Source organism: Streptomyces aquilus (genome assembly GCF_003955715.1).
Classification (GTDB): Bacteria; Actinomycetota; Actinomycetes; order Streptomycetales; family Streptomycetaceae; genus Streptomyces; species Streptomyces aquilus.
In genome coordinates this window covers 9,929,050-9,952,794 of sequence record NZ_CP034463.1, presented here as the reverse complement: position 1 = coordinate 9,952,794, position 23,745 = coordinate 9,929,050, and the positions used below count along the sequence as shown (strand labels likewise).

The following is a 23,745-nucleotide window of genomic DNA, read 5'->3' as shown; positions in this document are numbered from 1 at the left end:
GCTCCGTTGCGAGGGCGGGTGTGCCAGAGGCGGTGCGCCGACGCGCCCGGCCGTTTCCGGGCCGTGAGGCGCACCGCCGTGCCGTGGTGTGCGGCGGTCAGGGCATCGCGTCGTGGAAGCAGATGCCTGTGCCAGAGGCCGTCGTGGTCGCGGAGAAAACGACAGCGTCGTAGGCGACGTCCAGGTCGCCCGTGTAGTCGGAGCGGCTGGTGTTGTCGGCCTGGAGGTTGCCGCCCTGCCACATCCGCACGGTGCCGAGTTCGACCCACACGTCCTTGCCGTTGCTCCTGGTGGCCTGGTTGACGCTGCAGGTTCGGGTGGCGGCCACCCCGGCGGTGTTCATGCCGACATGGACGGTGTACGGCACGATGGCCTGGGCGCCGTGGTTGGGCAGGTGGACGAAGATGTCGTAGAGCAGACCGGTGGTGCCGGACTCGGACATCAGCGACGGGTTCGGGGTCCAGGTCGCGGTGACCTTGTGCCACAAGTTGGCGGCGCTGCCGGTGCCGCCGGCGTAGCCGTGGGTGAACCAGGCGTGTCCGTCGTATCCGGCGCCGAGTTGGTGCAGGTCGATCGGCGCAATGTCGCCGGTGGCGCGCCAGGTGCCGTCGCTGCGGTCGTAAGTGAAGTTGTCCCCGAGTTGTAGGGTGAACTTCCCTTCGGCCGACTGTGATTCGGTGCAGCCCTGAGTGTTGTCGTCGGGGTCAGGCAGGTCATCGACGAGCAGACCGGCGGGCGCGTTGTTGCAGGGGCCGGCGTCGTACTGCCGCTTCAGCGCCGGCTCACTGCTGCCGAGCGCGTGGACGAGGTTCTCGGAGGAGCCGTCGGTGCTGTCCTGGCCGGCGCCCCAGTTGACCGAGCCGTGGAACCAGCAGGTCTCGTTCTCGGCCGGGCACGGGTCGCTGCCGGAAGCGGCGCCGGGGTCGCAGTTGTTGGAACTGTCGCAGTAGGCGCGGTAGTTCAGGTTCAGATTGAGCTTGCCGGCCGGGCTGGTGCCGCCGGTGGGAAACTGGGGCAGCGCGTAGGACGGCTGGCTGTTGTAGGTCAGCTGCGGGGTCTCGATCCAGCCCATGATCTTTTCCTCGTACGGCCAGTCCGCCGGGTGGGAGGCGTCGTCGTACGAGTCGCGCAGGAACGGGGCACGGTCGGCCGGGTAGTCGGGGTTGGCCGGGTTGTTGAACCAGCCCAGACCCGTGTGACCGCCGTTCTGCGAGGAGTCGGTGTAGACGCCACTGTTGTAGCCCCACAGCGCCATGAACCAGTTCTCGATGTAGGCGGGGTTGCCGGTGTTGACGTTCATGCCCTGGCTCTTGAGCTGGTTCCACGTCTGACTCAGGATCTGCACACCGGCGGCGATATTGGCCGCGTAGTCGGTGGCGATGGCGTACGCCTCGGTGGGCTCGTACGGGTTCGGCTTGGCCTCGTTCATGCCCGTGGTGACCTGGGCGATGCCGTAACCGCAGTCGGCGGCCCCGCCGTTGGGGTAATAGTGGATGCTGTCGCCGTTGCCGTAGTAGTCGCCGAGCAGCGGGTTGCCGCCGTCACCGGGCACCGAATGCCAGGACGCCTGCTTGAAGTTGGACTCCTGGGCGAGGATGCCGAGCATGACCTGGGCCGGGACGGTGCCGCCGCCGGTGAGCGCGACGCGCGGGAACAGCGACTGCGGGTTGTAAGCGGCGCTTCCGGTGCCGAGATAGTTCGACGGCCGGGTGATGTTCAAGTCGCCGTGGACGGCCTGGTCTACGGCCCACTCGACCATGTTGGGGCTCGGCTGGAGTGCCTGGGCATGGACGTTGTTGCGCTTGACCAGGCAGTTGGAGTAGTGCGACTGGGGGTTGGGGTCGCTCGGGGTGATCCCGGACTGCGCGAGGGCGTCCTTCTCCGGCTGGCCGTCGACGTCGGGCTCCGTGTCGTCGGTGGTGTCGGCGGCGGTCGCCTCGGTTGTCACCTGCGTGGTCGCCGTGGTGTCGCTGGCGGTGGCGAGGGCCTGTAGGCCGATGAGCCCGGCGCCCTCTCCGTCGGTGGCGCCGATCTTCGAGGTGATGCCCTTGAGTTCCTCCGAAGCCACCGAGGTGGTGAGCAGATGACCCTGCCGGGAGGCGGCGACAGGCTTGCCGGGGGCGTCCTCCTTGACCAGGCCGGGCGCGTCGGCGGAGTCGATGCCGGACACCTTGCCTGCGACCAAGTCGCCGCCGCGACGCGGGAAGAGACCGAGCTGTCCGAGCGGCGCGGTGCCCAGTTTCGTCAGCTTCCGGCCGTTCCAGCGGTGCAGTTCGTCCCTGCCGTTCGAAACGACCGCCACGTCGACGGCCCCGCCGGCACTCGGAGCGAGCCCGAACAGACGTCCCGGGAGCTTGGTGAGCGTGCTGGTCGTGCCGTCGGCGGCGGCCTTGACGAGCCGCCCGTTCAGCACGCCGAAGTCGCCGCCGACGGTCGGCAGCGGATTGGTGAACTGACCCTTGACCGTGGCGTGTTGGACCGTTCTACCGGTCGCGGCATCGACGTCGAAGAGTTCGGTGGACCCGTGCGCCGTGTCACCGACGGCGCTGCGGGTGAAAGTGACGGTGTCGCTCTGTCCGCAGCCCGGGGAGAAGTAGGCGAGCTGCACACCGGTGACCGACCGGGTGACCCGTCCGGTCGCGAGATCCACCACGGCGGCGAAAGCGCCGTGCTGCATCAGGGCGGGCTTGTTGGCCGCCATGGACGGGGCGTAGACGGCGGCCGCGTACCGGCCGGAGCCGGTGGTGCAGACGTATCCGGTCCACGGGCCGATGCCGTCCATCCCCTCCTCGGTGAGGTCGGCCACCTCCCGGTAGCGGAAGGACTGCGACTCGTCGGCCACCAGGATGTGGAAGCCCGCGGAGTCGCCGGTCCCGACGACCGCCCGGTCGGAGGACGTCCGCCAGCCGTCGCCGAGCGCCCGGTCGGGCGAGGTGAACAGTCTGCCGTCGCTGCGCGTCGCGGGCGCCGGTGTCGCGGCGGCCGCGGTCACTCCCGAGGCGGGTAGCAGACCCGCGGCCAGTGCCGCGCAGGACAGCACGGCGGTCCTGGCGGTCCGGCGGGTGCGTGCGGTGCGGTCGGTGCGTGCGGTGCGTTCGGTGCGTGAAATCCTCGTCAGTGCCATTGGGTGCACTCCCCCGCTGTCCCTTGCTGCTTCCAGGTCTCCGGAGCCGGGTCGAATCCCGGGCCGTCATCGGCGGAGCATCCCTTCGCCATCGCGTCGCCGCCCACCATGGGCGTCGCCTTGGCCACGTCGTCCTGGTTCACGTATCCGGCGGACAACGACGCCTCGCTGCCGCCAAGTTGGGGGACGTAGAAGATGTTGGCGGCCTGCGGAATGATGTCCGACGTCGGATCGACTGTCACATACGCCCACGAGGCGTCACAGGTGCCCGAGTAGTAGAACCGCAGGGAATGGTCCGTCTCGTCGATCTCTTCCAGGAGCCGGGCGTCGCTGTCGCAACCCATCGTCGCCGGGTTCTGGCCGGTGCACTCCGCTCCTTTGCAGCTGGCGGCCGACGCCGGGCCCGACGAGACGAACACCGAGCCGCCGGCCAGAGTGAGGGCCAGCAGCAGGGCTCTGAGCGAAGGAGCGAGCCGGAAGCGGAAGCCGGATGGGTGTCTTCGCCTGACCATGATCGTCCTTTGCGCTCGTGGATGTGGTCAAATCCCCTGCGGTGGCGGCGGTTTCGCCATCGACTCGCACGTGCGCGACGCTCCCGCCCCCATTGCTGTCGCGCATCGGAGTGCTTGATCACGCGACCGTCACAGAGTCCTCGTCAGAGCCCGTCATGAACAACCAAGCTCTTCCCAAGGGCCGCCCAAGCTTCATCGCCCACGGGAGCATCCGGGCGCCGTGTGCATCCGCCAACAGCGGCAACTGGCTGTCCTCTAACCGTCCGTGTGGTCGGTGGGATTCGAACGAGAGGCTGGTTCGGGCGAGTTGGCCGGTGCGGGTAAATGGAAGAAGACGCCTCCGGCACCATCACCTCCAACGCCCGAAGCCTGAACGACGCTTCCGGCACTACCTGGGACATCCAGTGCTTCACCTACGACGCCATGGGCGAGCTGGTGAACGCCGGGACATCGAACATCACCCCCGACGGCAAAGCCACCGGTTGCAAGTCGGCAAGCGGCGAGCGGCGAGCGGCAAGCAGCAAGACCTGGGGCCACCGCACCGACTACGAAGCCTCCACCGGCCCGGTGGCTGACTCCCCCGACTCCTCGACCGACGTCTCGAGCCCGGGCACCTCGATGTCCTCGCCCCTGACCGCCGCCGCACCCGACTCGGCCACCCTCGCCACGGGGCGCTTCGTGGCGAGGCGGAGGCACGAAGTCGCTGGTGGCGACTCGGCGGTTTTGCCGTCTGGCAAACCGTCCCAGTGCTCTTCGTCGACGATCCGAACGCCTTTGCCGACCGCTCGCGGGTGAGTGGCCAGCAACGTCGAGCCTTTGTCGTCAGCGACGATCGCATGCAGCATGACCTGGGACTTCGTCGCCCGGGCGATGAGCCGGGGCCGACAGGCTTTCGCCGGGCCACAGATCCCGCTCCCTCACGAGGCCGGCGAGATATGTGTCGATCTCGGCGAGGATGGCTGCCCGGCTTCTACAGCCCTGGACGGCTTCTACAACCTGCTGCGGGGTGCTGCCGCGAACCTTCAGGCGCGAGGGCGAACGCGGTCAGTGGCTGGGAGCGGTACGACTCCACCCGACAGCGACGGCCCAGGTGACGCCCGCGTCGCCGGTGACCTCGAAGTGGGTGGCTGGAGTCGAGAAAGGCAGATGATCGGCATTGAGCGTGCCCGAAGCACCGGCCGAGCAGGACTCGGTATAACTGGACGGGCCGACGACGACGGTGACCTTGCCGCTGCCTTGGCACTCGATGCTGGTCCAGACGGTGCCCGCATGGGGCTGGGCAGGCAGCGGGAAGTGCCCGGCTCCGGTGCGGCGGCCGGTGTCGGCCCAGACCTTGCTCCCCTGACCGCGGAGCGCTGCGGCGGGCTCCTGCCACGACGTGGGGGCATCGTCCGGGATCCCGGACGGGCTCGGGGACGGGGTCGCGGCCACGCCCACCTTCGATGCATGGCTAGGGCTCGAACCGGCCGACAAACCGGTGAGAGCGAGCGCGGTAGCGCCGCCACCGATCAGGACCGTACCCAGGACCAGGCCCGTGACGGCCGAGCGCCTGCGCCGGACACGGCGCTTGATGTTCACAGCGTCGAACTGAGGAGCGTCGGGGGTGTTCGCGACATCGGTCAAGGCATCTACCAGGTTCTGTTCGAAGGGTGTCAGGTTGGCGTCGTGGAGAGCTCGCGCGGAGTGACGGGTCATGGGGCGACCTCCTCGGTCAGCTGCAGGCCAGGACTGGGAAGCTGAGCGCGCAGCTTGTCCAAGCCCCGGGCGAGCTGGGAACGCACCGTGGTGGCAGAGATCCCGAGATCTGCGGCTATCTCGGTGTCCGGCATGTCGTGGAAGTACCGCAGTACGACGACCGTGCGCATGCCCATCGGTAGCTGGAGCAGCGCGCGAACGAGCTGGTCCCGGCTGTCCAAGCGGGCGTACTCGTCCGCAGCTGAAGCCTCGTCCATGACCTCCAGCCGAGGGGAACGCCGGAATCGGCGCCAGCGGTCGTTGGCCAGATTCACCATGATCCGCCGCACATAGGCTTCAGGGGACTCGGTTGCCGCGACCTTCCGCCAGCGACGGCACGCGCGCTCCAGAGTCTCTTGAACCAGGTCCTCGGCGGCCTCACGGCTGCCAGTCAGAACGTAGGCCCCGCGGAACAGCGCCGCCGACCTGCGCGCGACGAAGTCCTCGAACGCCACTTCCGGGCAATCGGCCCGCTGGTGAGGCGGCGCCGGGTCGGCACCATCCATGAACGTCTCCTTCCTTACAACCCACCTAGACGGTGCCGTCCCGGCATCTGCTGCATGAGGATGACGAGACGTAGATCACAGGGAGTCGCCGCGGGTGGCGCTGTCATTTCTCCTGAGCATCCAAGGAAGGGTTGATCACCAACTGCACGAACGCACGGTCCTGCGCGCCCTGTTGCGGATCGGGCTGCTCGTCGTGGGGTGCCGGTGCCCCGAGTGATCGCCGTCGACAACGACCAGGATCGCGTCCGGAGCGGCGGTGCGGGCCACGTCGCTCCAGGCGCGGACCGATCCCGGCAGATGATCTCGCCCCCTCGCGGTCTTGGAGCATGTCGATCGGCTCCGACATCGACTAGGAGCTCATGCCCTGCTGTGTGTGGTCACGGGAGTTCCACGCGGACGGCATTACGCGGGCTGGGACTCGCGGTGGGGGCATGGCACTGGCCACTGGGCTCGGACCCTCGCCGGCCGCGGCGGGCCCTCGTCGCGGGCTCACCACCTACGTGCTGGTGCACGGCACGCCGAGTTGAGCCTTCGAACACCTCCCTCAACAGCACGGGAGCCCTGTCCGTTGCACCCTCGGCCTCACGCCGGCTCCGTCCCCCGATCGGTGGCCGCTCTTAGAAGGCGCAATCAACCGTTTGCTCAGACGGGAAGTTCGGTGATGCTGAGGGCGAAGTCCAACTTCCCCCACCCCGTGGTTGGCGAGGCCTACTGTGACCACGCCCGCTCCTTCCAGCCAGTGCGCCATTTTCAGGCCGCCGACGTCCAGCGGGCGCAGCCCGAGGCTCTCGACGAACGCCCCCACACCTGCCTTCGCCTGCGCGCTGTCGCCCGCCGGCGATGAAGACGTCGGGCCGGCCCTTCTCCAGGACATGGCGGAAGACGGTGTTGAACGCCTTCACCACGCTGGCGCCGGCCGGGGCAGCTTGGCGGCTTCCTGCGCGATCGAGGTCTCCTCATGGTGGGCCAGACCGTCGAACGTGGAGTTGAAGGGATTGCTGATGTCGACGATGACCTTGCCCGCGAGTGCGTCTCCGTACTGGGCAACGGCCGGCACGACACCGTCGTACAACAGGGCCACGATGACGATGTCCCCGGCCGGGGCGGTGCCTATGGCGCCGGCATGTCGATCGAGGACGGCTACTTCGTTCTGGCCCACCCAAGTAGCCGTGTCAGGTTCTGCTGGACTTCGTCCGCTTTCAGGCTCGGCTTCGACGAGGAGGCCGCGCTTGACCAGGCGCTTCAGCTTGGCGCCCTCGCGTCGGGGGCGGGAGTCTTCGGTTCTGGCACGGTCGCAGCTTCCTGCGCGTGCACCCGCGCCTTGCGTACGGTCGCGTCGAGACCGGCTGCGACTTCCTGTTGTCGGTCGTCGGCGGAGTGCTGATAGATCAGCGCAGTCTTCCCCTCCGAGGACTGGCCGGCGGGGACCCTCGTGTCCTTGCGGGTGGCGCCCGAGCGGGCGCGAGAGCGTGTGTCCGGTGTGACGGAGGTCGTAGAACCGGAAGCCCTCGGGGGCGCCGACGACGGTACGGGCCTTACGTCATTTCCCCTGCCCCACCGCGGCCTCTCGTTGCAGGCCCGTAGAGGGGGGCGTCGTCGCTGCCTGCGGGTCCGGGCATCACTTCGGCGGGCCCGCCCACCGCTCGACCGGCGGTCCGCGACTGGCGGGCTGCCATGAGCCCCATCTCTGTTTACGGCTGGGCACGCGAGGACGAGGGCTTGGGAGGGCGCTTCCGGAGCGGCTTGTGCTGCGGAAGTGTGGGAGGGCTACTTGCCAACCTGGCTTTCTGCCTGGTGCTTGAGGTTGTTGACCCAGTTGTGGAGGGAGTTGTCCAGGGCGGTCTGCAGGGTGGCCTGGTGGGCGGTGACGGGGTCGCCGGTCCAGGATTCCTCGGTGTGGACGAGGACACCGTCGGTGGTCGGGGTGAAGGTCCATACGTGGATGGCGGTGATGCCCTGGGCGGGGCCGCCCCAGGCCAGGCGCTTGCCGTAGTCGACCTGCTTGACGGTGGAGGTGATGTTCAGTCCCTCGGTGGTCCAGCGGAAGACGGAGCCGGGACGCAGGCGTCCGGGGGTGTCCTTGACGACGACGTCGACGTCGGGCTGCCAGGTGGGCCAGTTCTCGACGTCGGTCTGGATCTTCCAGACAGTGTGCAGGGGGGCGTGGATGAGGATGCTGTCGCGGGTGATGACCGGGGCGCCGGCGTCGATCTGCACGTCGTCGGTGTGAGTGGCGGCGTCGGCCGCGATGGTGGCGGCGGCGGTGTGAGTGGCGGCGCCGGCCGCGCTGGTGGTGGCGGCGGTGGGCTTGTCGTCGTTGAGGGCGTGGGCGGTGCCGGTGGCGAGGAGGACAGCGCCGGCGGTGGCGGCGGCGAACTTCGTCGCGGTGAGGATGCGCATGGTCGGGGACCTTTCATCACTTGTGGTGGTGGTTGCCTGCCGGGCAGGGGACCGGGCCCGGCATGGGAGTGCGTGTGGTTACGGGGCGCCGAAGGCGGAAGGTGGCGGGTTGAGGCCGTGGGGGTCAGCCGGCCTGCTCGGCGCGGATCTTCAGGCACGCGAGCCAGGCGGTCAGGGACTGTTCCAGGGCCTGACCGAGCTGCTGGGGGGCGGCGTCGACGGGGGCGCCGCTCCATGACTCCTCGGTGCGGACGGTGACCTGACTGCCTGTCTGCTCGAAGGTCCACACGTGGACGCCGTCGATGCCGCCTGCCGGGCCGCCCCAGACCAGGCGCCGGCCGGGGACGACCTCACGGATCGTGGAGGTGATGTCCATGCCGTGGGTCTTCCAGTGGAAGGAGTTCCCGGGCAGCAGCGGGCCGTCGAGCCGGGCCTGGTCGACGTCGGTGTTCCAGTCGGCCCAGGCGTCGATGTCGGTGTGCAGAGCCCAGACGCGCTCCAGCGGGGCGTCGATCACGGCGGTCAGGCGGACGATGACGGGGGCGTCGGCGTCAATGGTGAACATGGCGGTGGCTTCCTCTCGGTTGGCGTGGCGTCGGGTGCGGTGGGGCGATGGGGATGGGGGGTCAGGGGTCGGGTTGCGCGACGGTCGGCCGGCCGGTGTCACTGCGGGGGCGGGTGGTATCGGTGGGTGCCGGTAGGGCTGGGGTGTCAGTCAGCGCAGGTGGTACCGGGTGTCGGCGGGGCGCGGGTGGTCAGGTGGCGATGGGTGGCGTCGCGCACGTCCTGCGCGGGCAGGGACCCGCTGTAGTCGTCGCCTTCGGGGCTGAGGGACAGCGCGGTGGGCGTGTGAACGCTGCGAGCGCCGGGGGACGGATGTGTGTCGGCTTCCGCGTGGTGCGTCAGGCGCGCAGGACGACCTTTCCGGCGACGGTGCCGGACTCGGCCAGTCGCATCGCCTCGGCAGCCTGGGCGAGGGGCAGTTCGGCGGCGATCTGAGCGGTGATCTCACCGCGCCGGAGCGCTTCGAAGACCTCGCTGAGGTCGGCGCGCAGCCGGGCCTGGAAACGGCCGCGGTTCAGGGCCCGGCCGGCCCAAACGTTGAAGAAGTAGGCGCGGCGGCGGTTGGGCAGGGCGTTCCACAGCCAGATCCGGCCGAGCAGCTTGAGGACGGGCCACTGCTTGGAGCCCTCGTCGTCGCGGGTGGAGGCGGTGCCGTAGGAGACGAGGGTGCCGCCAGGCGCGAGCAGGCGCCAGGAGTCGACGATGCCGCGGCCGCCGACGTGGTCGAAGACGGCGTCCACGCCGCGCGGGGCGAGCTCGCGGACGCGGGCGGGGATGTCCTCGGTGCGGTAGTCGATCGGGCTCACCCCCCGCTCCCGCAGAGCGGCGTGGTGACGCGCGGAGGCAGTGCCGATCACATCGGCCCCGGCGGCTTGGGCGAGTTGGACCAGGACCGAGCCGACTCCCCCGTTGGCGCCGTGCACCAGGACGGTCCGCCCGGCGCGGATGCGGGCCTTGCGGTGCAGCATCTGCCAGGCCGTGATGCCGTTGATGACCACGGTCTCCGCCTCCGCCGCGCCGATCCCGTCCGGGACCGGCACCACGTCGGTGGCGTCGAGGACGACGTGGCTGGCCCAGCCGCCCACCTTCAGCAGCGCGGCCACCCGGGTACCGACGAGACCGGCGCCGACCCCGTCCCCGGCCGCCAGCACGGTGCCGACCATGTCGTAGCCGGGGACGAAGGGGAAGGGCGGCTGGTCGTAGTAGCGGCCGCGGCGCATCTGCTGCTCCGCGAAGGAGACACCGGTCGCCTCCATGCGGACGACGACCTGCCCCGGCCCGGCACTCGGGACGGCACCCAGCCGCACCTGCAGTCCCTCCGGCTCGACCTTGCCCGGCAGCACGACCTCGATCATTTCTGCGGCGCTCATGGCGACCTCCATCGACTCCACCAGCTTCGTTAGTGGCTGACGCGTTCGTTAGAAGTTATAACTCCATCGCACAGTGACAGTCAAGCGCGTTCGTAATAGGGTCTAACTCAGAGCGTGCGAGCAGCGGCTCACCCGGCCCACGGGAGCCGGCGAACACGACTGAGAAGGGACGAGCACATGGCCATCGCGGGCAAAGAGGCCCCACGTGAGCGCTACCGCGCCCAGCTACGCGCCGAGATCAAGCAGCACGCCTGGGAACAGATCACCGCCGCCGGGGCGCCGGGGTTGTCCCTGAACGCCATCGCCAAACAGATGGGTATGAGCGGCCCCGCGCTTTACCGGTACTTCGCCAGTCGGGACGATCTGATCACCGAGCTGATCCGCGACGCCTACCGCAGCCTCGCCGACACCATCCAGGCCACCGCCGACTCCGGCGCGGACCTGGCCGGACTGGGACACGCCCTGCGCGCCTGGGCCCTGGACGACCCCCAGCGCTACTTCCTCATCTACGGCACACCCGTCCCCGGCTACCACGCCCCCGACGACATCACCACGATCGCCTCCGAGATCATGGACGCCCTCCTCGACGCCGCCCAGGCCAGCGGCACCCTCGCCGGCACTGCGGACGACTCCCGCTTGGAGGCCCACCTCGCCGAGCACCGCGGGTGGGCAGCCGACCACCCGGCACCCCCGGCCGCCCTGGGCAGCGCCCTGCTCTTCTGGACCCGCCTGCACGGCATCCTCTCCCTGGAACTGGCAGGCCAGTTCACCGGCATGGGACTCGACCCGGCCGAGCTGTACGAGCACGAACTGCGGCACCTGACCCGGTAGGTGCGCCTCCGCTCTCCGGCCTTCAGCCGTGACCAGGCCGTCCAGCCACCGTCGTCAGCAAACGAGGCGTCAGAGCGGATCAAGAATGTCGCGCAGCCGGCATGCTCGAATCGCGCCTGCCCGTCACACCTCGCCCCAGCATGGGTGCAGGCTCCCCAGTGCTGCCCCAACTCGCCGCTCAGCGCGACCCAGAACCGACACCCGCCGCACTGCTCGCCATACCACTCGTCCCGGTAATCGGGACCTCCGGTTTGCCTGTTCATCCCACGCAGCCATCGCTCGTGAATCCCGTCGATTCGTCCGAGGTCGTCCCCCGTCCAAGGCCCGCCAGACACCCGGAGACCATCGTCGACCTGGTAGTCCCCGTCGCCCCGACCGCGGCCCTCGCCACGCCCCGGTCACCGGTCACCGAGCAGGGCGCGGAGGGCGGGTTCCGCAAGGCCGCAGCAGAGGCGTTCGCAGTCGCCGTACTCGGCGACTCACCGATGTCCGCTACGTCTGGCACCACCTGCCGCTCAGCCGACGCCCACCCTCGTGCCCAGCTCGCCGCCGAGGCCGTCGAGGCGGCGGCCCTCCAGGGCCGCTCCTGGGAACCGGACGACCTACTGATTTGCCACCGAGGCGCGCCCTGCGCCCCGACCAGCTGCGCGGCTACGCGGCCGAGGCCGGACTCGACACCGTGCGCCCCGCCCGTCAGGCCGCGTCCGACGGGGCCGTCACGGCGGAACGGGCCGGGGCCATCGCCCAGCGGATCGCCGCGGTCATAACCGAGCCGAGCGGCCGCACGCACAGCCCGTCCACCACCGGCAGCCGAGGCAGCCGCAGCTCGTCGGCGGCCCAGCCGGGCAGCGCGGACACCGCGTTCGCGGCCAGCACCCCGTACGGCAGCCGGGCGGCGAGCGGCACCGGCGGATTGAGCAGCAGGAAGCGGGCCGCCTCCCGGGCCGGCGCGGTGGAGCGCAGTTCCGGACGGTAGGCGTCGAGGCGACGCGCGAGCTGGTCCCGGGTGCGCGGCGGGTCGGGGACCCCGAGCGCCTCCGCGATGCGGGCCATGTCCTCGACGTAGCCGTCGCACTCCGCGGCCGTCAGCGGGTGCGCGCCGTAGCGCTGGTGGGCGCGTAGGAAGCTGTCGACCTCGGCGATGTGTACCCAGCACAGCAGGTGCGGGTCGGAGGCCCGGTAGGGCTCGCCGTCGGGGGTGACGCCCGCGATCCGCTCGTGCACGGCCCGGACCTGCGCGCACGCGGTCTCCGCGTGCGCGGCCGTGCCGTACGTCGTCGTCGCCAGGAAGGTGCTGGTGCGCTGGAGGCGGCCCCAGGGGTCCCCCCGGAAGCCGGAGTGGGCGGCCACCGCCGCCATCGCCCGCGGGTGAAGGGACTGCAGGAGCAGGGCGGAGAGCCCGCCGATGAACATCGACGCGTCGCCGTGCACCCGCCGCACCGGCCGGTCCGGCGCGAACCAGCGAGGGCCGGGGGTCTGGTGGATCAGGGCCCGGTTGCGCGGGCCGTCGGGGCCGGCGACCCGGGCGAAGAGCCCGCCGCCCAGTCGCGCGCGGGCGCCTGCCCCGAGCGCCCTGAGCGGATCGAGTGCCCTCAGCGGGCCGAACGGCCCGGACCCGCCGTCGTGTTTCGGGGTAGTCGTCGCTCCTCCTGGTGCCGGGGCGCACCGGGGTGCGCCGGACGAGACCGTACGTCTACAGCTTCCCCCGTCGTCCGCCCCGCGGATGCGAGGACCGCGAAGTGGGGACCCTCGACAGCATCCTCGGAGTACCGGAGCCGATTCGGAATCGCGGCACGAGCCGGCCGACAGGAGGATCTGTCGACGGCTCAGCCGGCGAGGATCCGCTCCACTCCCTCCCGATAGCCCGTGACCGGGAAGTCGGGAAAGCGGGCCGCGAACTTCGAGCTGTCGAAGATGTTGTCGTCACGGTAGCGGGCGAGCAGCTCGAACATCTCGTCGAGCGGCTTGACGAAGCGGCGCCCGAGACGGAAAGCGAGCATCGGCAGCACCGTGTAGCCGATCTTGCGGCCGGTGACCTCGCCGGCGATCCCGATGAGCTGGGCGTAGGACTGCCGGTCCGGGGCGACCGGCAGGTGCCACGTCTGGCCGTAGGCATCCGGTGTGTTGCCGAGCAGGGCGAGAGCGCGGCTCGCGTCGGGGGTCCAGATCAGGGACCGCCTGGCATGGGCGTCGACCGGGACGAACGGCCGCTTGCCTGCCTTGATCCGGTCGAACACCAACGAGTTCGTGTAGCTCGTCGTCCGGCCGGGGCCGTAGAACTCGGGCGCGCGGCCGATCAGGGCTTCGACCCGTCCGGCCCGCATGGCCTCGAGCAGCATGGTGGCGATCTGTCCGCGGACCCGTCCCTTGCGTCCGCCCGGCGCGAATGCTGTCGACTCGGTCTGGGGCGTCGGCGTTCCGGGATACATGTAGGTGTTGTCGAAGAAGACGAGCTTCGTGCCGTGTTCGGCGCAGGCGTCGATGACGTTGCGCATCATGACGGGGAACTGTCGCTCCCACAGCTCCGAGTCCAGGGGCAGGCCGACGGTGAGGTAGGCGATGTCGCTGCCCGCGACGGCACGGCTGGTGGCGTCGGCGTCGGTGAGGTCCGCGGCCACGAGCTCGTCGGTGTCGTTCACCCTCACCGGCCTGCGGCTGACGAGGCGGATCTCCTTGGTGTGGTTGCGGTGGAGCTCGTTCACGAGCTCGTCGGCGATCGGCCCGCCGGCGCCGAGAACGGTCTGCATGGGGTCTCCTTGACGGGGATGGTGCGGGTGCCGACGGCAGCTCAACTGCGAGGAGTGCCGTGCCACCACGTGACGATGCGGTCGACCACCGTGACGGAGGTGCGGACCCAGCCGACGTGGTCGCGGGTCGAGCCTTCGGGCACCTGGTCGCTGGGGTGGTGCCGGTGTGTCACCGAGGTGGACCAGAGGAGGCGACGAACGAGGTCGTCGACGGCACCGACCGGCGACAACATGTCGTCGCCAGGCTGATGACGAGGGCCGGTGTGGTGATCCCCTGGTCGACCGCGCACGGCGGTCGGCCGCTGAGGCGGCATGCCGGCCCGTTCCTGCACTATGTTTACAGTGCTAACACACCATAGGAGGGCAAGTAAGCAATGTCAACATCAGAGAAGAGCGGCTACCACCACGGCGATCTGCGGGCGGCACTCCTGTCGACCGCAATGGAGATGCTGGAGGGCGGCGAGCCCTTCTCACTGCGCGCCGTCGCGCGACAGGCCGGCGTGTCGCCGACCGCGCCGTATCGCCACTTCAAGGACCGCGACGCCCTGGAGTCGGCGCTGGCCGTCGAGGGATTCCGGGACCTGCTGGCCGACCTGGACGGCGGGCGCGGCCTGCCCGCCTCGCTCCCGGACCTGGCCGAGTTCGCCGTCGCCTACGTCGCCTTCGCGTTGCGACGCCCGGCTCTCTTTCATGTGATGTTCGGCAAGCCGTGCGATGACGCCGACGACGAGCGAGTCAAGGCCGCCGACGCCCTGCACCAGCTGCTGGCCGACGCACTCGATCGCGTCTTCCCCGACGCGGACGCCTCAGCCCTGGCGACGGCCGGCTGGGGGCTCGCCCACGGGCTGGCCTGCCTGTATCTCGACGGCAAGCTACCGGCCGCGTCGAGCGAGGAAATCGCCGACCGGGTGCGCAGCACCTTCCTCGCCATCACGTCGGTGCGCCCCTGACGCGCGCCGCTCGCGCGTCGCGCGCCTCACACCTTCCATTGTTGACGGTGCTCACATGCCGTGTAATCCTCGATGTTAGCGCCGCTCACATCGGAGGAGAGAGTCCATGACACCGAACGGCAAGCTGACCGACCGGACCGTAGAGGTCGATCTCGGAGGGCGTCTCGTCACCGTCCCCCAAGGCGGCCTCTATGACCGGTTCCGCATGGACACCGACCTCGACGAGGTCGAGCGGGACCCGCGGGTCAGCAGCACCGACTTCTTCCGCCGGATACCGAAGAGCCGCGTGGACTCCCGCATCGGGCCCACACTGACGCCGAACTTCTACTACCGCATCTCCACGACCCGGCTCACGATGCTCGCGCCGACCAAGGCGATCCGGGCCCGCCTGCCCCAGGAGCTGGACCCGCTCGAGATCGCCCCGGGGCTCGGGATCGTCTCCGTGATGGCCTTTCGGTACGACGTGTGCGACATCGACTTCTATACCGAGGCCGCCGTCGGCATCGCCGTGAAACCGGCACGGCACGGTGCGCTGGGCCTGCTCGACCTGGTCACCGGACTCAAGAACGACTCCCTGCACTCCTACGTCCTCTCGCTCCCGGTCAACACCGAGATCGCGCAGGTGCGCGGCCACGACGGCTACGGGTTCCCCAAGTGGGTCACCGAGCTCGATGTCGACATCGACACCAAGCGCACCTCCACCAGGGTCGCCAACGACCACGGCGGCCTCGACCTCGCCCTGTCGGCGCCCACCCCGAAGCAGACCGCCCGGCCCACCGGCGCACACGTCTCAACCCTGACCTCCTACACCACGATCGACGGCGCCTGGCACTCCACGACCAGCCAGATCAACATGCTCTCCTCGGGCACCACGCGCTTCCCCCGCGGCCTGGACCTGCAGCTCGGCGAGGGCCGGATGAGCGACGACCTGCGCTCGCTGAAGCCGAACCGGACGATCCAGCTCGACGTCACCACCGAGGGCCAGCTGGCACTGCACATGCCGGTACCCACCTCCATCCAGGACAGGAGCTGAGGGCGACATGACCACCACGCGCGTCGCGGCCGCCCTCCCGACATCGCTGACCCCTGCCCGACTCGCCCGTCTGGCCGCTCTGGTGGCCGCCGGTGCTCCCGCCCAGCGGGTCACCACAACCTCGCCGTACACCGGCGCATCCCTCGCGGACCTGCCGGTCTCCACCCCCGGCGACGTCGAGGATGCCTTCGCCCGGGCACGCGCCGCCCAGGCCGGCTGGGCCGCCACCCCGGTGGCCGACCGCAAGCGCATCATGTTGCGCTTCCACGACCTCGTCCTCCAGCGGCAGGAGGAAGCCCTCGACCTGATGCAGGCCGAGAGCGGCAAGACCCGTCGCGACGCGTTCCTCGAGGTCAGCGACATCGCGATCACCGCCCGCTATTACGCGCGCAGCGCACAGCGGCTGCTGTCACCCAAGCGCCGCAAAGGCGCGATCCCTGTGCTGACCCACACCACCGAGCTGCGCCACCCCAAGGGCGTCGTCACCGTCATCTCGCCCTGGAACTACCCACTCAGCATGGCCGCAGGCGACGCCATCCCGGCCCTGATGGCCGGCAACGCCGTCGTACAGAAGCCCGACACCCAGACCGCGCTGACCGCGCTGTGGGCGCTGGCCCTGATGCGCGAGGCCGGACTGCCGACCGACGTCTGGCAGATGGTGATCGGCCGTGGCAGTTCCATCGGAGACGCGCTCATGGCCGGCGGGGACTACATGATGTTCACCGGCTCCACTGCCAGTGGGCGCCAGATCGCGCGCAACGCGGGTGAACGGCTGATCGGCGCGTCCCTGGAGCTCGGCGGCAAGAACGCCATGGTCGTCCTCGCCGACGCCGATGTCGAGAAGGCGGCCGCCGGCGCGGTCGCCGCTTGTTTCCCCTCGGCCGGGCAGCTGTGCGTGTCCATCGAGCGGCTCTACGTCGCCGATGAGATCCACGACGCGTTCGTCACCGCGTTCGTCGAACGCGTCCGGGCCATGCGCCTGGGTGCGGCCTACGACTTCTCGATGGACATGGGCTCGCTCACCACCCCCTCGCAGCTCAAGACCGTCAGCTCGCACGTCGATGACGCGGTGGCGAAAGGCGCGACCGTGCTGGCCGGAGGCAAGGCCCGACCCGACCTCGGACCACTGTTTTACGAGCCGACGATCCTGGCAGATGTGACCCCGGAGATGACTCTGTTCGACCACGAGACGTTCGGCCCCGTGGCGTCGATCTACCGCTACCGGTCGGTCGACGAGGCGGTGGCGATGGCCAACGCCACGCCGTACGGCCTCAACGGCAGCGTCTGGGGCCGCAACGGCGCCGAGGCGCGCAAAGTCGCGGCACGGCTGCACGCCGGCACCGTCAACGTCAACGAGGCGTTCGCCGCCGCCTGGGGCAGCATCGACGCCCCCATGGGCGGCATGGGCGACTCAGGCCTCGGCCGTCGTCACGGCGGCGACGGGCTGCTGAAGTACACCGAAGCCCAGACCGTCGCCCACCAGCGCCTCCAGGGCTTCACCCCGCCCGGCAGAGTCGAGCACGAGCAGTGGGCGCGGGTCCTGACCCGGGCGTTCAAGACCCTGCGTGCCCTGGGCGTCCGCTGACAGACCACCGGCTACGACGGCCCGCCACCTCGCCGGCCCGGTCCGCATGAAGGAAGATCAGTCATGTCCAAGCGCATCCTCAACGTCGTCACCAACGTCGGCCACTACGACGACCCCTCCCACACCACCGGCCTGTGGCTCTCCGAGCTCACGCACGCCTGGCACGTCTTCGAGGAACACGGCTACGAGCAGACGCTCGTCAGCCCAGCCGGCGGCGCGGTGCCTCTCGAACCGCGTGCGCTGAAGTTCCCCAACTACGACAAGACCGCCAAGACCTGGCGCGCCGACCCCAGGAAGATGGCGATGCTCGAGAACACGGCGAGCCCGGACCAGATCGACCCCTCCGATTACGACGCGATCTACTTCACCGGCGGTCACGCGGTGATGTACGACTTCCCCGACAGCGAGGGCCTGCAGCGCATCACCCGCGAGATCTACGAGCGCGGCGGCATCGTCTCCGCGGTCTGCCATGGCTACTGCGGCCTGCTCAACACCCGGCTCTCCGACGGCTCCTACCTCATCGCCGGCCGCAAGATGACGGGATTCGCCTGGACCGAGGAGGTCCTCGCCCGCGTCGACAGACTGGTCCCCTACAACGCCGAGGAGATGGCCAAGCAGCGCGGCGCGCTCTACGAGAAGGCGACACTGCCGTTCGTCTCCTACGTCGTGACCGACGGCAACCTCGTCACCGGCCAGAACCCGGGCTCGGCCAAGGCGACAGCGAAGCAGGTCGTCCAAGCCATCGAGGGCAACGCGTCGAAGGAGCAAGGCTGAGTCGAGACGCAGTCCTCCCGTGACGGAAGGCCCCCGGATGGATGTCGCCGACGGTCGCGCTTCACGTCCGAGACGGGACAGCGGACGTCGGCAAGGCTGAACGAGCACGCGAACTCGGGACCCGAGTCGTGCATCCGAACGACTTCCGCATTCTCCTCGACCACCTCCACCCGGTGCGGCCCCGCGGAGACGAAGCCCCCGCCCGAGCCGCGAGGGGCCGCGAACCGAAGGCTACGACCACGGCTCCCTCCGAGTTGACGACGTCACCCCCCCTTCACGCCCGGACAGCAGCCGCCCAGGTTGCTGAACCGAGGCATGACAGTTGTCACCAAGGCGGCCTCTTTGTCACTTCGCGTCTGGGTCTGGCGCTACCGGGGACGCGGCCCTGGCCACTCCGGTGCACGCCAACAGGCGGTGGCGTCAGCGTTGAGGAAGAGCATGAACGGGCCCTTGTGCCGCCTGGACAAGTTCGACGGTGGCGGCGAGCACCAGCGTCGGCTATCCGCGCTTTTGAGTTCGGCGCAGTCGAGCCCGGTAATTGCGCGCGAGTTGGCTATCAGGAACCAGAGCAACCCACACAACGAAGGTCCCACCGGCGATCAACGCGGCGCGTGCAGGCTCACATGCCGTGTTTTGCTCGCCCAGCATCCCATCGAGTCCGTCGCACGTTACGCCTCGCCCTGGTTGACAGGACTGCTGCTGATCGAGCGTCCGTGACAAGCAGCCTGCCTCTCAGGTGACAACCAGGCTGCTTCGGCCCGGCCCTTGTGCCAGGTTATTCGTCTCCACCAGTGACAACTAACGTGCCTCGGCACATCCATCGCCCGCGACTACGCCGCCGTCCACGGCCACCTCTTGCCCAGTACCTCCGTGGTGTGGGACGGAGTGGCCCTGGTGGCTCAAAAACCAGTGGGCGGCGGCCAAGTGGGCGCGGGAGAACGCCGTACGCTGCGCGAACGGGGAGAACGGCGTCTCGTATGCCGGGGAGCTGTCCGACACATGAAGGCGGGCGGGACGCTTCCGGCCGGACCGGGAGACGTCATCGTCCAAGGCGAAGACCTCGGAATGTGGATCGCCGGGCAGGTAGCCGGGTGGGAGCGGCTCGTACCCGCTCAGCAGTACCTGCTGAAGATGCTCGGAGTGCACCCCGAGACCGAGGGCGTGCCGAGGGTGCCGGCGCGGCGGTCTCAGGATGAGCGGTGGGCCGCCAACCTCGCCACCGCCCGCCAGTTCCACGCCCGCGAAGAACACTTGCAACCCGCCCGCAAACACATCGAGACCGTCAACGGCGAGGAGATCTAACTCGGGTCGGGACAACACCTGACGGCGGGCCCGCAATCTCAGCCCCGAAGGAAATGCCGCCCTCACCGCTTTGGGGATGCGCTGGTAGACAGGAAGGACGCGGTACCGGTCGCAATCACCCGTGCCCTACTCTCCCCGCTCCCTTCGCAGCTCCTCCAGCCAGCGGGCTGTACGACGGGTCTCAACGTCATCCTCACCCAACACCCGACGCCGCACCTCCAACGTCTCCTCTCCCAGGGCGAGCGCCTCCTCCACCCGGCCCGCATCCCGCAGGGACACAGCCAGATTGTTCGCCGTGCGCAGCGTGTCCGGATGCTCCACACCCAACACCCGACGCCGCACTCCCAACGTCTCCTCACACAGGGCGAGCGCCTCCTCCACCCGACCCACATCCGCAAGCCGATTCGCCAGGTTCGACGCCGTGAGCAGCGTGCCCGGATGCTCCGCACCCAGCACCCGACGCTGCACCCCCAATGTCTCCTCTCCCAGGGCAAGCGCCTCCTCCACCCGGCCCACACCCGCCAGACGGACCGCCAGGTTCGACGCCGTACGCAGCGTGTCCGGATGCTCCGGACCCAGCACCCGACGCTGCACCCCCACCGTCTCCTCGCACAGGGTCACCGCCTCCTCCAGCCGACCCACATCCGCCAGCCGGTTCGCCAGGTTCGACGCCGTGGCCAGCGTGTCCGGATGCTCCGCACCCAACACCCGACGCCGCACCCCCAACGTCTCCTCACACAGCGCGAGCGCCTCCTCCACCCGACCCACACCCGCCAGACGGACCGCCAGGTTCGACGCGGTGACCAGCGTGTCCGGATGCTCCACACCCAGCACCCGACGCTGCACCCCCAGGGTTTCCTCCTCCAGGGCCAGCGCCTCCTCCACCCGACCTGCATCCGCCAGCTCGACGGCCAGTCCGGTCGCCGTGCGCAGCGTCTCCGGGTGATCCGCTCCCCGTACCCGGCGCCGTGCCTCCAGCGTCTTCTCGTCCAGGATGAGGGCTTCCTCGTGCTGTCCCAGCGACCACAGCCGAACGGCAAGGTTGCGGGCACTGTTCAGGGTGTCGGGGTCGTGGTCGCCGTGGAGGCGTCGGCGGCGGGCGAGGGTCTCTTCGTCCAGGGCGCGGGCGCGCTCATGCTCCTGGGTGTCGTCATAGGCGCGGGCCAAATTGTGGGCGGCTCGCAGGGTGTCATCGTCGTCGGGGCCCAACTGCTCCAGGCAGGTGTCGTACAGGCGTTGCAGGCGCTCACGGGCCGGATGGGCCTGCCCGCGATCCATCAGATACCAGCACGCCTGAAGCACCACGTACCGGCCCCAGCTGGTGGTCAGGCAGGCGGGGTCGACGGCCAGGGCATGCGGGAGCAGGACCTCCCAGGCAGGCCACCACCGCGGATCAGCCGGGGTGCCGGGGTAGGCGGCGGTCAGGAGGGCTTCGGCATGGCGCACCGCGTCCTGGCGCTGGGGCGGGGTGAGCTGGTCGGCCACGACCGCCTGGGTCAGGCGGTGCAGCTGCACGGTGCCGTTCTGGGTACGGGCCAGGCTGTGCCGGGCGATCGCCTCCACCACACCACCAGCGCCCAACCGCGATGGCAGCGCTTCTTTCAGCAGCGGCGAGGTCTGCTCGGGCAGTCGGCCGGCGCAGGAGGTCAGGGGGAAGGGTTCGGGAGCCAGCAGCGCCAGCGCCGTCAGGACCGCGGCCGCGGCCGGCTGGTCGGTGTCCAGGCGGGTGAGGGTGAGGCGGACCTGCGCGGCCAGCGACACCGGATAGTCATCCGGGCACCCCTCCTCCAGCACCTCCCGCATGCTCCGGGCCAGCTCGGCCTCCAGGTCCGCCGCCGACAGCCCCCGCCTGAGCAGGGCCGCCGCCTGTACAAGCGCCAACGGCAGATCGTCCAGGAGGCGGGCGAGGCGGCCGGCTTCGGCATCGGACACCCTCGCCCCTTGCTCGCGCAGCAGGGCGACCGACTCGGTGCGGGTGAGGGTGTCGACGTCGACAGGGACAGCTCGGGCGCGCCAGTTCGGGTTCCGGGAGGTGATCAGTACATGCCCCGGCCCGCCCGGCAGGAACGGGGCCAGGGCGGTGGGCTCTTCGGCGTTGTCGAACACCAGCAGCCAGCGCGACATCGCCCCCAACTCGCCCAACAACAACTCCACCGCGTCGGCCGGCGGCGCACCCGCGGACACGACATTCATGCGGGCGGCAAGCCCAGCCAGCTGACCAGGGATCAGGGCAGGATCCTCCGCTGCGATCCACCAGGCGTACTCGTACTCGCCGGCGAACCGGTAGGCGTACTCCAACGCGAGCTGCGTCTTGCCGACCCCGCCGCGGCCGTGCAGCGCCTGCACCGCCACCCGCTGCTCGGCGGCCAGCGCTTCGCGCAGGTGGACCAGGAGGCTGTCGCGGCCGGTGAAGGCCGCGTTGCGAGCAGGCAGATTCCGCACCCGCGGCAGACTCCCCGGCAGCCGCGGCCCGGTGCCGCCGATCCTCGACAGCATCCCCGGCGGCCGGCTCGGAGCGCGATCAGGTCGGGTGGGGCCCTTCACTGCCCGGAGCAACACCTCACGCGCATCCTGCTCATGCAGACCGAACAAGTCCGCGGCGATCAGCGGACGCAGGACCGGGGGCGGCGCCGTCTCAGCGATGCGCACCGGTGTGATCCTCTCCCGCATCGCCAGCATCGCTTCCCACTCAAGGGTGGTGAAGCGCTCGGGATCGAAGTAGGCCGGAGAGTACAGGGCCAACATCCGGCCTCGTTCGAGAGCCGAGTTCATCTTGGCGATGAAACTGTCCCCCGCACCCCAGTCCCAGCAGTCCAGCTCCACCTCATGGCCGGCGTCCAGGAGTTGCCAGGCGGCCCACTCCGCCCAGGCTCTGTCCGCACCCGCATGGCTGATGAACCAAACCGTGTCCGACATTCCGCCAGACGCCCCCGCACCCGTGCCCATCACGCCCCCGCACCCCGCACTGCCTGAATAGTCCAGCGTAGGGGGCGGGAGTCTGCCCCGACCCGGTGTTCACGATGCTCCGTCCAGGCCAGGGCGCGCTTGCCTGGCGCCGCCGGGGTCAGCCGCGCTTGAGACGGGTGATCTTCTGCTGGGCGGCCACCACCGCCCGCGCCAGCTCGCCGCGGGCGCTCTCCTGCTTCAGCTCCTTCACCCATTGCGTGCCGTGCTCCAGCAGGGAGACCTTCACCGCAGGACCAGGATCGGGCAGGGCGGTGGCGACGTAAGCGGTGGCGTAAGACAGTGGCATGAAACGGGTGCGGGAACAGACGCCGGTAGCCTCCGAGCGGACCTGGCGAAGCTGTGGTGACGCGGTCACTTTCTGTGCGTGAAGCGCACGTCGAGGCCGCAGGGGACGTCGGGGTCATTCGTGGCGCACAGTGTCTTGCCGTCGTCCACCACGGCGAAATTCATCGTGCAGTTCCAGTCCCAGTACTTGCGTGCCAGACCGATGCCGATCTGAGAGCCGGACTTCGCGACCTTCGACATGTGGCTTCCGTTGGCGTCGTCGACGAAGAACCCCCATCCGCCGGCCGATTTCCCCCCGGGGCAGTCCTCCCCGGCGAGCTTCTTCGAATCGAGGCCCGACGCGGTGAACTTCCGGTCTGCGGAGAAAGTGATTTCTTCCCCGTCCGGCCCCTGCCAATGTCCGACGACCTGATCCACCGAGACCTTCGCCGTCTCATCGGTGGTACAGGCGGTGAGCAGCAGGAGAGGTGCCACAGCGGCGATCCAGCGGCCGGAACGCGGCGGGGGCTTGAGCACGCTTTCATCCTAGAGGTGAGGAGGGAGGGGGCCCGCACCCCAGTCCCAGCAGTCCAGCTCCACCTCAAGACCGGCATCCAACAGCTGCCAGGCGATCCACTCCGCCCACGCACGATCCGCACCCGCATGACTGACGAACCACATCACGTCCGACGATCTGTCAGACGCGCTGCCAGATTCCTCAATCGCGCGCATCCTGTCCCCCGAAACCACGTGTTCGTACCGGTGCAAGCGTAGAAGTCGAAGCCCCTGCCGGGCCCTGGTCTTCACCAGGCCGCAGGGCGCTATGCGGGAAGCCTCCGCGGCCGGACAGTTCGTCGGCGCCCGAATTGCCGTTCACCAGCTCGGTCGGGCCTGTTCGGAACGCAATCCACCACTCGCGATGATCGTATGAAGAACTGCCGGACTGCTCCCACAAACCTGGTTCGGGGCTTCGCGCACTGTGAGACTGGCAGCCAACCGAGGCGGCCTGACCGAGCAATGTGCCGGCCGCCGAACCTCCCTGGCCGAGACGTTGATCGAGGAGTCCAGATGCGTCTGCGCAA

22 protein-coding genes and 2 pseudogenes are annotated in these 23,745 nt (G+C 69.6%); 8 read left to right on the top strand and 16 right to left on the bottom strand.

All coding sequences use genetic code 11. The features are described from left to right. Positions 1-97: 97 nt before the first annotated feature. Positions 98-3,124: a hypothetical protein gene (locus EJC51_RS45445; RefSeq protein ID WP_126276470.1), complete on the bottom strand. Its 3,027-nt coding sequence runs from the start codon at positions 3,122-3,124 to the stop codon at positions 98-100. Then, on the bottom strand, positions 3,115-3,636 hold the full coding sequence (locus EJC51_RS45440) for a DUF2690 domain-containing protein (protein ID WP_126276469.1): 522 nt from the start codon (positions 3,634-3,636) through the stop codon (positions 3,115-3,117). Before EJC51_RS45440 ends, EJC51_RS45445 begins: the two co-directional genes overlap by 10 nt. A gap of 324 nt (positions 3,637-3,960) precedes the next feature. On the opposite strand from EJC51_RS45440, the gene EJC51_RS48065 reads away from it, so the two are divergent. Continuing rightward, on the top strand, positions 3,961-4,431 hold the full coding sequence (locus EJC51_RS48065; RefSeq protein WP_166682973.1) for a hypothetical protein: 471 nt from the start codon (positions 3,961-3,963) through the stop codon (positions 4,429-4,431). 249 nt (positions 4,432-4,680) lie between these two features. Here EJC51_RS48065 and EJC51_RS45430 read toward each other — a convergent pair whose 3' ends face one another. The 7 genes and pseudogenes from EJC51_RS45430 to EJC51_RS45400 all read right to left on the bottom strand — a co-directional run bounded on the left by EJC51_RS45430 (position 4,681) and on the right by EJC51_RS45400 (position 10,210). Continuing rightward, a complete protein-coding gene (locus EJC51_RS45430) occupies positions 4,681-5,331 on the bottom strand; it encodes a hypothetical protein (RefSeq protein WP_126276468.1) in 651 nt (216 codons plus the stop codon). Next, positions 5,328-5,876, bottom strand: coding sequence for a SigE family RNA polymerase sigma factor (locus EJC51_RS45425; protein ID WP_126276467.1), 549 nt, complete (start codon positions 5,874-5,876; stop codon positions 5,328-5,330). The genes EJC51_RS45430 and EJC51_RS45425 overlap by 4 nt, the downstream gene beginning before the upstream one ends. A 642-nt stretch (positions 5,877-6,518) precedes the next feature. After that, positions 6,519-6,996: pseudogene (locus EJC51_RS45420) on the bottom strand (NADPH-dependent F420 reductase); the annotation flags it as partial. A gap of 122 nt (positions 6,997-7,118) precedes the next feature. Beyond that, a pseudogene (locus tag EJC51_RS49010) lies at positions 7,119-7,416 on the bottom strand (tyrosine-type recombinase/integrase); the annotation flags it as partial. Positions 7,417-7,643: 227 nt separating this feature from the next. After that, the gene (locus EJC51_RS45410; protein WP_126276466.1) at positions 7,644-8,276 is read right to left on the bottom strand and encodes an SRPBCC family protein; all 633 of its coding nucleotides are present in this window, start codon (positions 8,274-8,276) and stop codon (positions 7,644-7,646) included. Positions 8,277-8,400: 124 nt separating this feature from the next. Further along, on the bottom strand, positions 8,401-8,841 hold the full coding sequence (locus EJC51_RS45405) for an SRPBCC family protein (RefSeq protein WP_126276465.1): 441 nt from the start codon (positions 8,839-8,841) through the stop codon (positions 8,401-8,403). 337 nt (positions 8,842-9,178) lie between these two features. Beyond that, positions 9,179-10,210, bottom strand: coding sequence for a medium chain dehydrogenase/reductase family protein (locus tag EJC51_RS45400; RefSeq protein ID WP_126276464.1), 1,032 nt, complete (start codon positions 10,208-10,210; stop codon positions 9,179-9,181). Between the two features lie 177 nt (positions 10,211-10,387). Between EJC51_RS45400 and EJC51_RS45395 the strand changes: the two genes are divergently transcribed. Beyond that, on the top strand, positions 10,388-11,041 hold the full coding sequence (locus EJC51_RS45395) for a TetR/AcrR family transcriptional regulator (protein ID WP_126276463.1): 654 nt from the start codon (positions 10,388-10,390) through the stop codon (positions 11,039-11,041). Between the two features lie 693 nt (positions 11,042-11,734). Here EJC51_RS45395 and EJC51_RS45385 read toward each other — a convergent pair. From EJC51_RS45385 to EJC51_RS45370, 3 genes are all read right to left on the bottom strand, one after another. Next, the gene (locus tag EJC51_RS45385) at positions 11,735-12,586 is read right to left on the bottom strand and encodes an oxygenase MpaB family protein (protein ID WP_425276855.1); all 852 of its coding nucleotides are present in this window, start codon (positions 12,584-12,586) and stop codon (positions 11,735-11,737) included. 281 nt (positions 12,587-12,867) lie between these two features. Continuing rightward, positions 12,868-13,788 carry an NAD-dependent epimerase/dehydratase family protein gene (locus tag EJC51_RS45375; protein ID WP_126276461.1) on the bottom strand — a complete coding sequence of 307 codons (921 nt, stop codon included), beginning with the start codon at positions 13,786-13,788 and terminating at the stop codon, positions 12,868-12,870. Between the two features lie 41 nt (positions 13,789-13,829). Further along, positions 13,830-14,021 (bottom strand): hypothetical protein, encoded by a 192-nt coding sequence (locus EJC51_RS45370; protein WP_126276460.1) that lies wholly within the window; start codon positions 14,019-14,021, stop codon positions 13,830-13,832. Between the two features lie 141 nt (positions 14,022-14,162). Between EJC51_RS45370 and EJC51_RS45365 the strand changes: the two genes are divergently transcribed. From EJC51_RS45365 to EJC51_RS45340, 6 genes are all read left to right on the top strand, one after another. Then, positions 14,163-14,738 (top strand): TetR/AcrR family transcriptional regulator, encoded by a 576-nt coding sequence (locus EJC51_RS45365; protein WP_126276459.1) that lies wholly within the window; start codon positions 14,163-14,165, stop codon positions 14,736-14,738. Positions 14,739-14,844: 106 nt separating this feature from the next. After that, the gene (locus tag EJC51_RS45360; RefSeq protein ID WP_126276458.1) at positions 14,845-15,771 is read left to right on the top strand and encodes an acetoacetate decarboxylase family protein; all 927 of its coding nucleotides are present in this window, start codon (positions 14,845-14,847) and stop codon (positions 15,769-15,771) included. Positions 15,772-15,778: 7 nt separating this feature from the next. Beyond that, entirely contained in the window at positions 15,779-17,356 is a 1,578-nt protein-coding gene (locus EJC51_RS45355) for a succinic semialdehyde dehydrogenase (RefSeq protein WP_126276457.1), read from the top strand. Between the two features lie 63 nt (positions 17,357-17,419). Continuing rightward, positions 17,420-18,130, top strand: a complete 711-nt coding sequence (locus tag EJC51_RS45350) for a type 1 glutamine amidotransferase domain-containing protein (protein ID WP_126276456.1) — start codon at positions 17,420-17,422, stop codon at positions 18,128-18,130. 438 nt (positions 18,131-18,568) lie between these two features. Beyond that, a complete protein-coding gene (locus EJC51_RS48060) occupies positions 18,569-18,847 on the top strand; it encodes a hypothetical protein (RefSeq protein ID WP_166682972.1) in 279 nt (92 codons plus the stop codon). A gap of 282 nt (positions 18,848-19,129) precedes the next feature. Continuing rightward, entirely contained in the window at positions 19,130-19,432 is a 303-nt protein-coding gene (locus tag EJC51_RS45340) for a hypothetical protein (protein WP_244363249.1), read from the top strand. Between the two features lie 126 nt (positions 19,433-19,558). Here the strand turns inward: EJC51_RS45340 and fxsT are convergent, their stop codons facing one another. The 4 genes from fxsT to EJC51_RS49660 all read right to left on the bottom strand — a co-directional run bounded on the left by fxsT (position 19,559) and on the right by EJC51_RS49660 (position 23,344). Continuing rightward, complete coding sequence (fxsT, locus tag EJC51_RS45335) at positions 19,559-22,348, bottom strand: FxSxx-COOH system tetratricopeptide repeat protein (protein WP_166682971.1); 2,790 nt, start codon at positions 22,346-22,348, stop codon at positions 19,559-19,561. Between the two features lie 148 nt (positions 22,349-22,496). After that, positions 22,497-22,685, bottom strand: coding sequence for a hypothetical protein (locus EJC51_RS45330; RefSeq protein ID WP_126276454.1), 189 nt, complete (start codon positions 22,683-22,685; stop codon positions 22,497-22,499). A 65-nt stretch (positions 22,686-22,750) separates the two neighbouring features. Further along, a complete protein-coding gene (locus EJC51_RS45325) occupies positions 22,751-23,200 on the bottom strand; it encodes a hypothetical protein (RefSeq protein ID WP_126276453.1) in 450 nt (149 codons plus the stop codon). 9 nt (positions 23,201-23,209) lie between these two features. After that, on the bottom strand, positions 23,210-23,344 hold the full coding sequence (locus EJC51_RS49660; RefSeq protein WP_166682970.1) for a toll/interleukin-1 receptor domain-containing protein: 135 nt from the start codon (positions 23,342-23,344) through the stop codon (positions 23,210-23,212). Positions 23,345-23,745 lie beyond the last annotated feature (401 nt).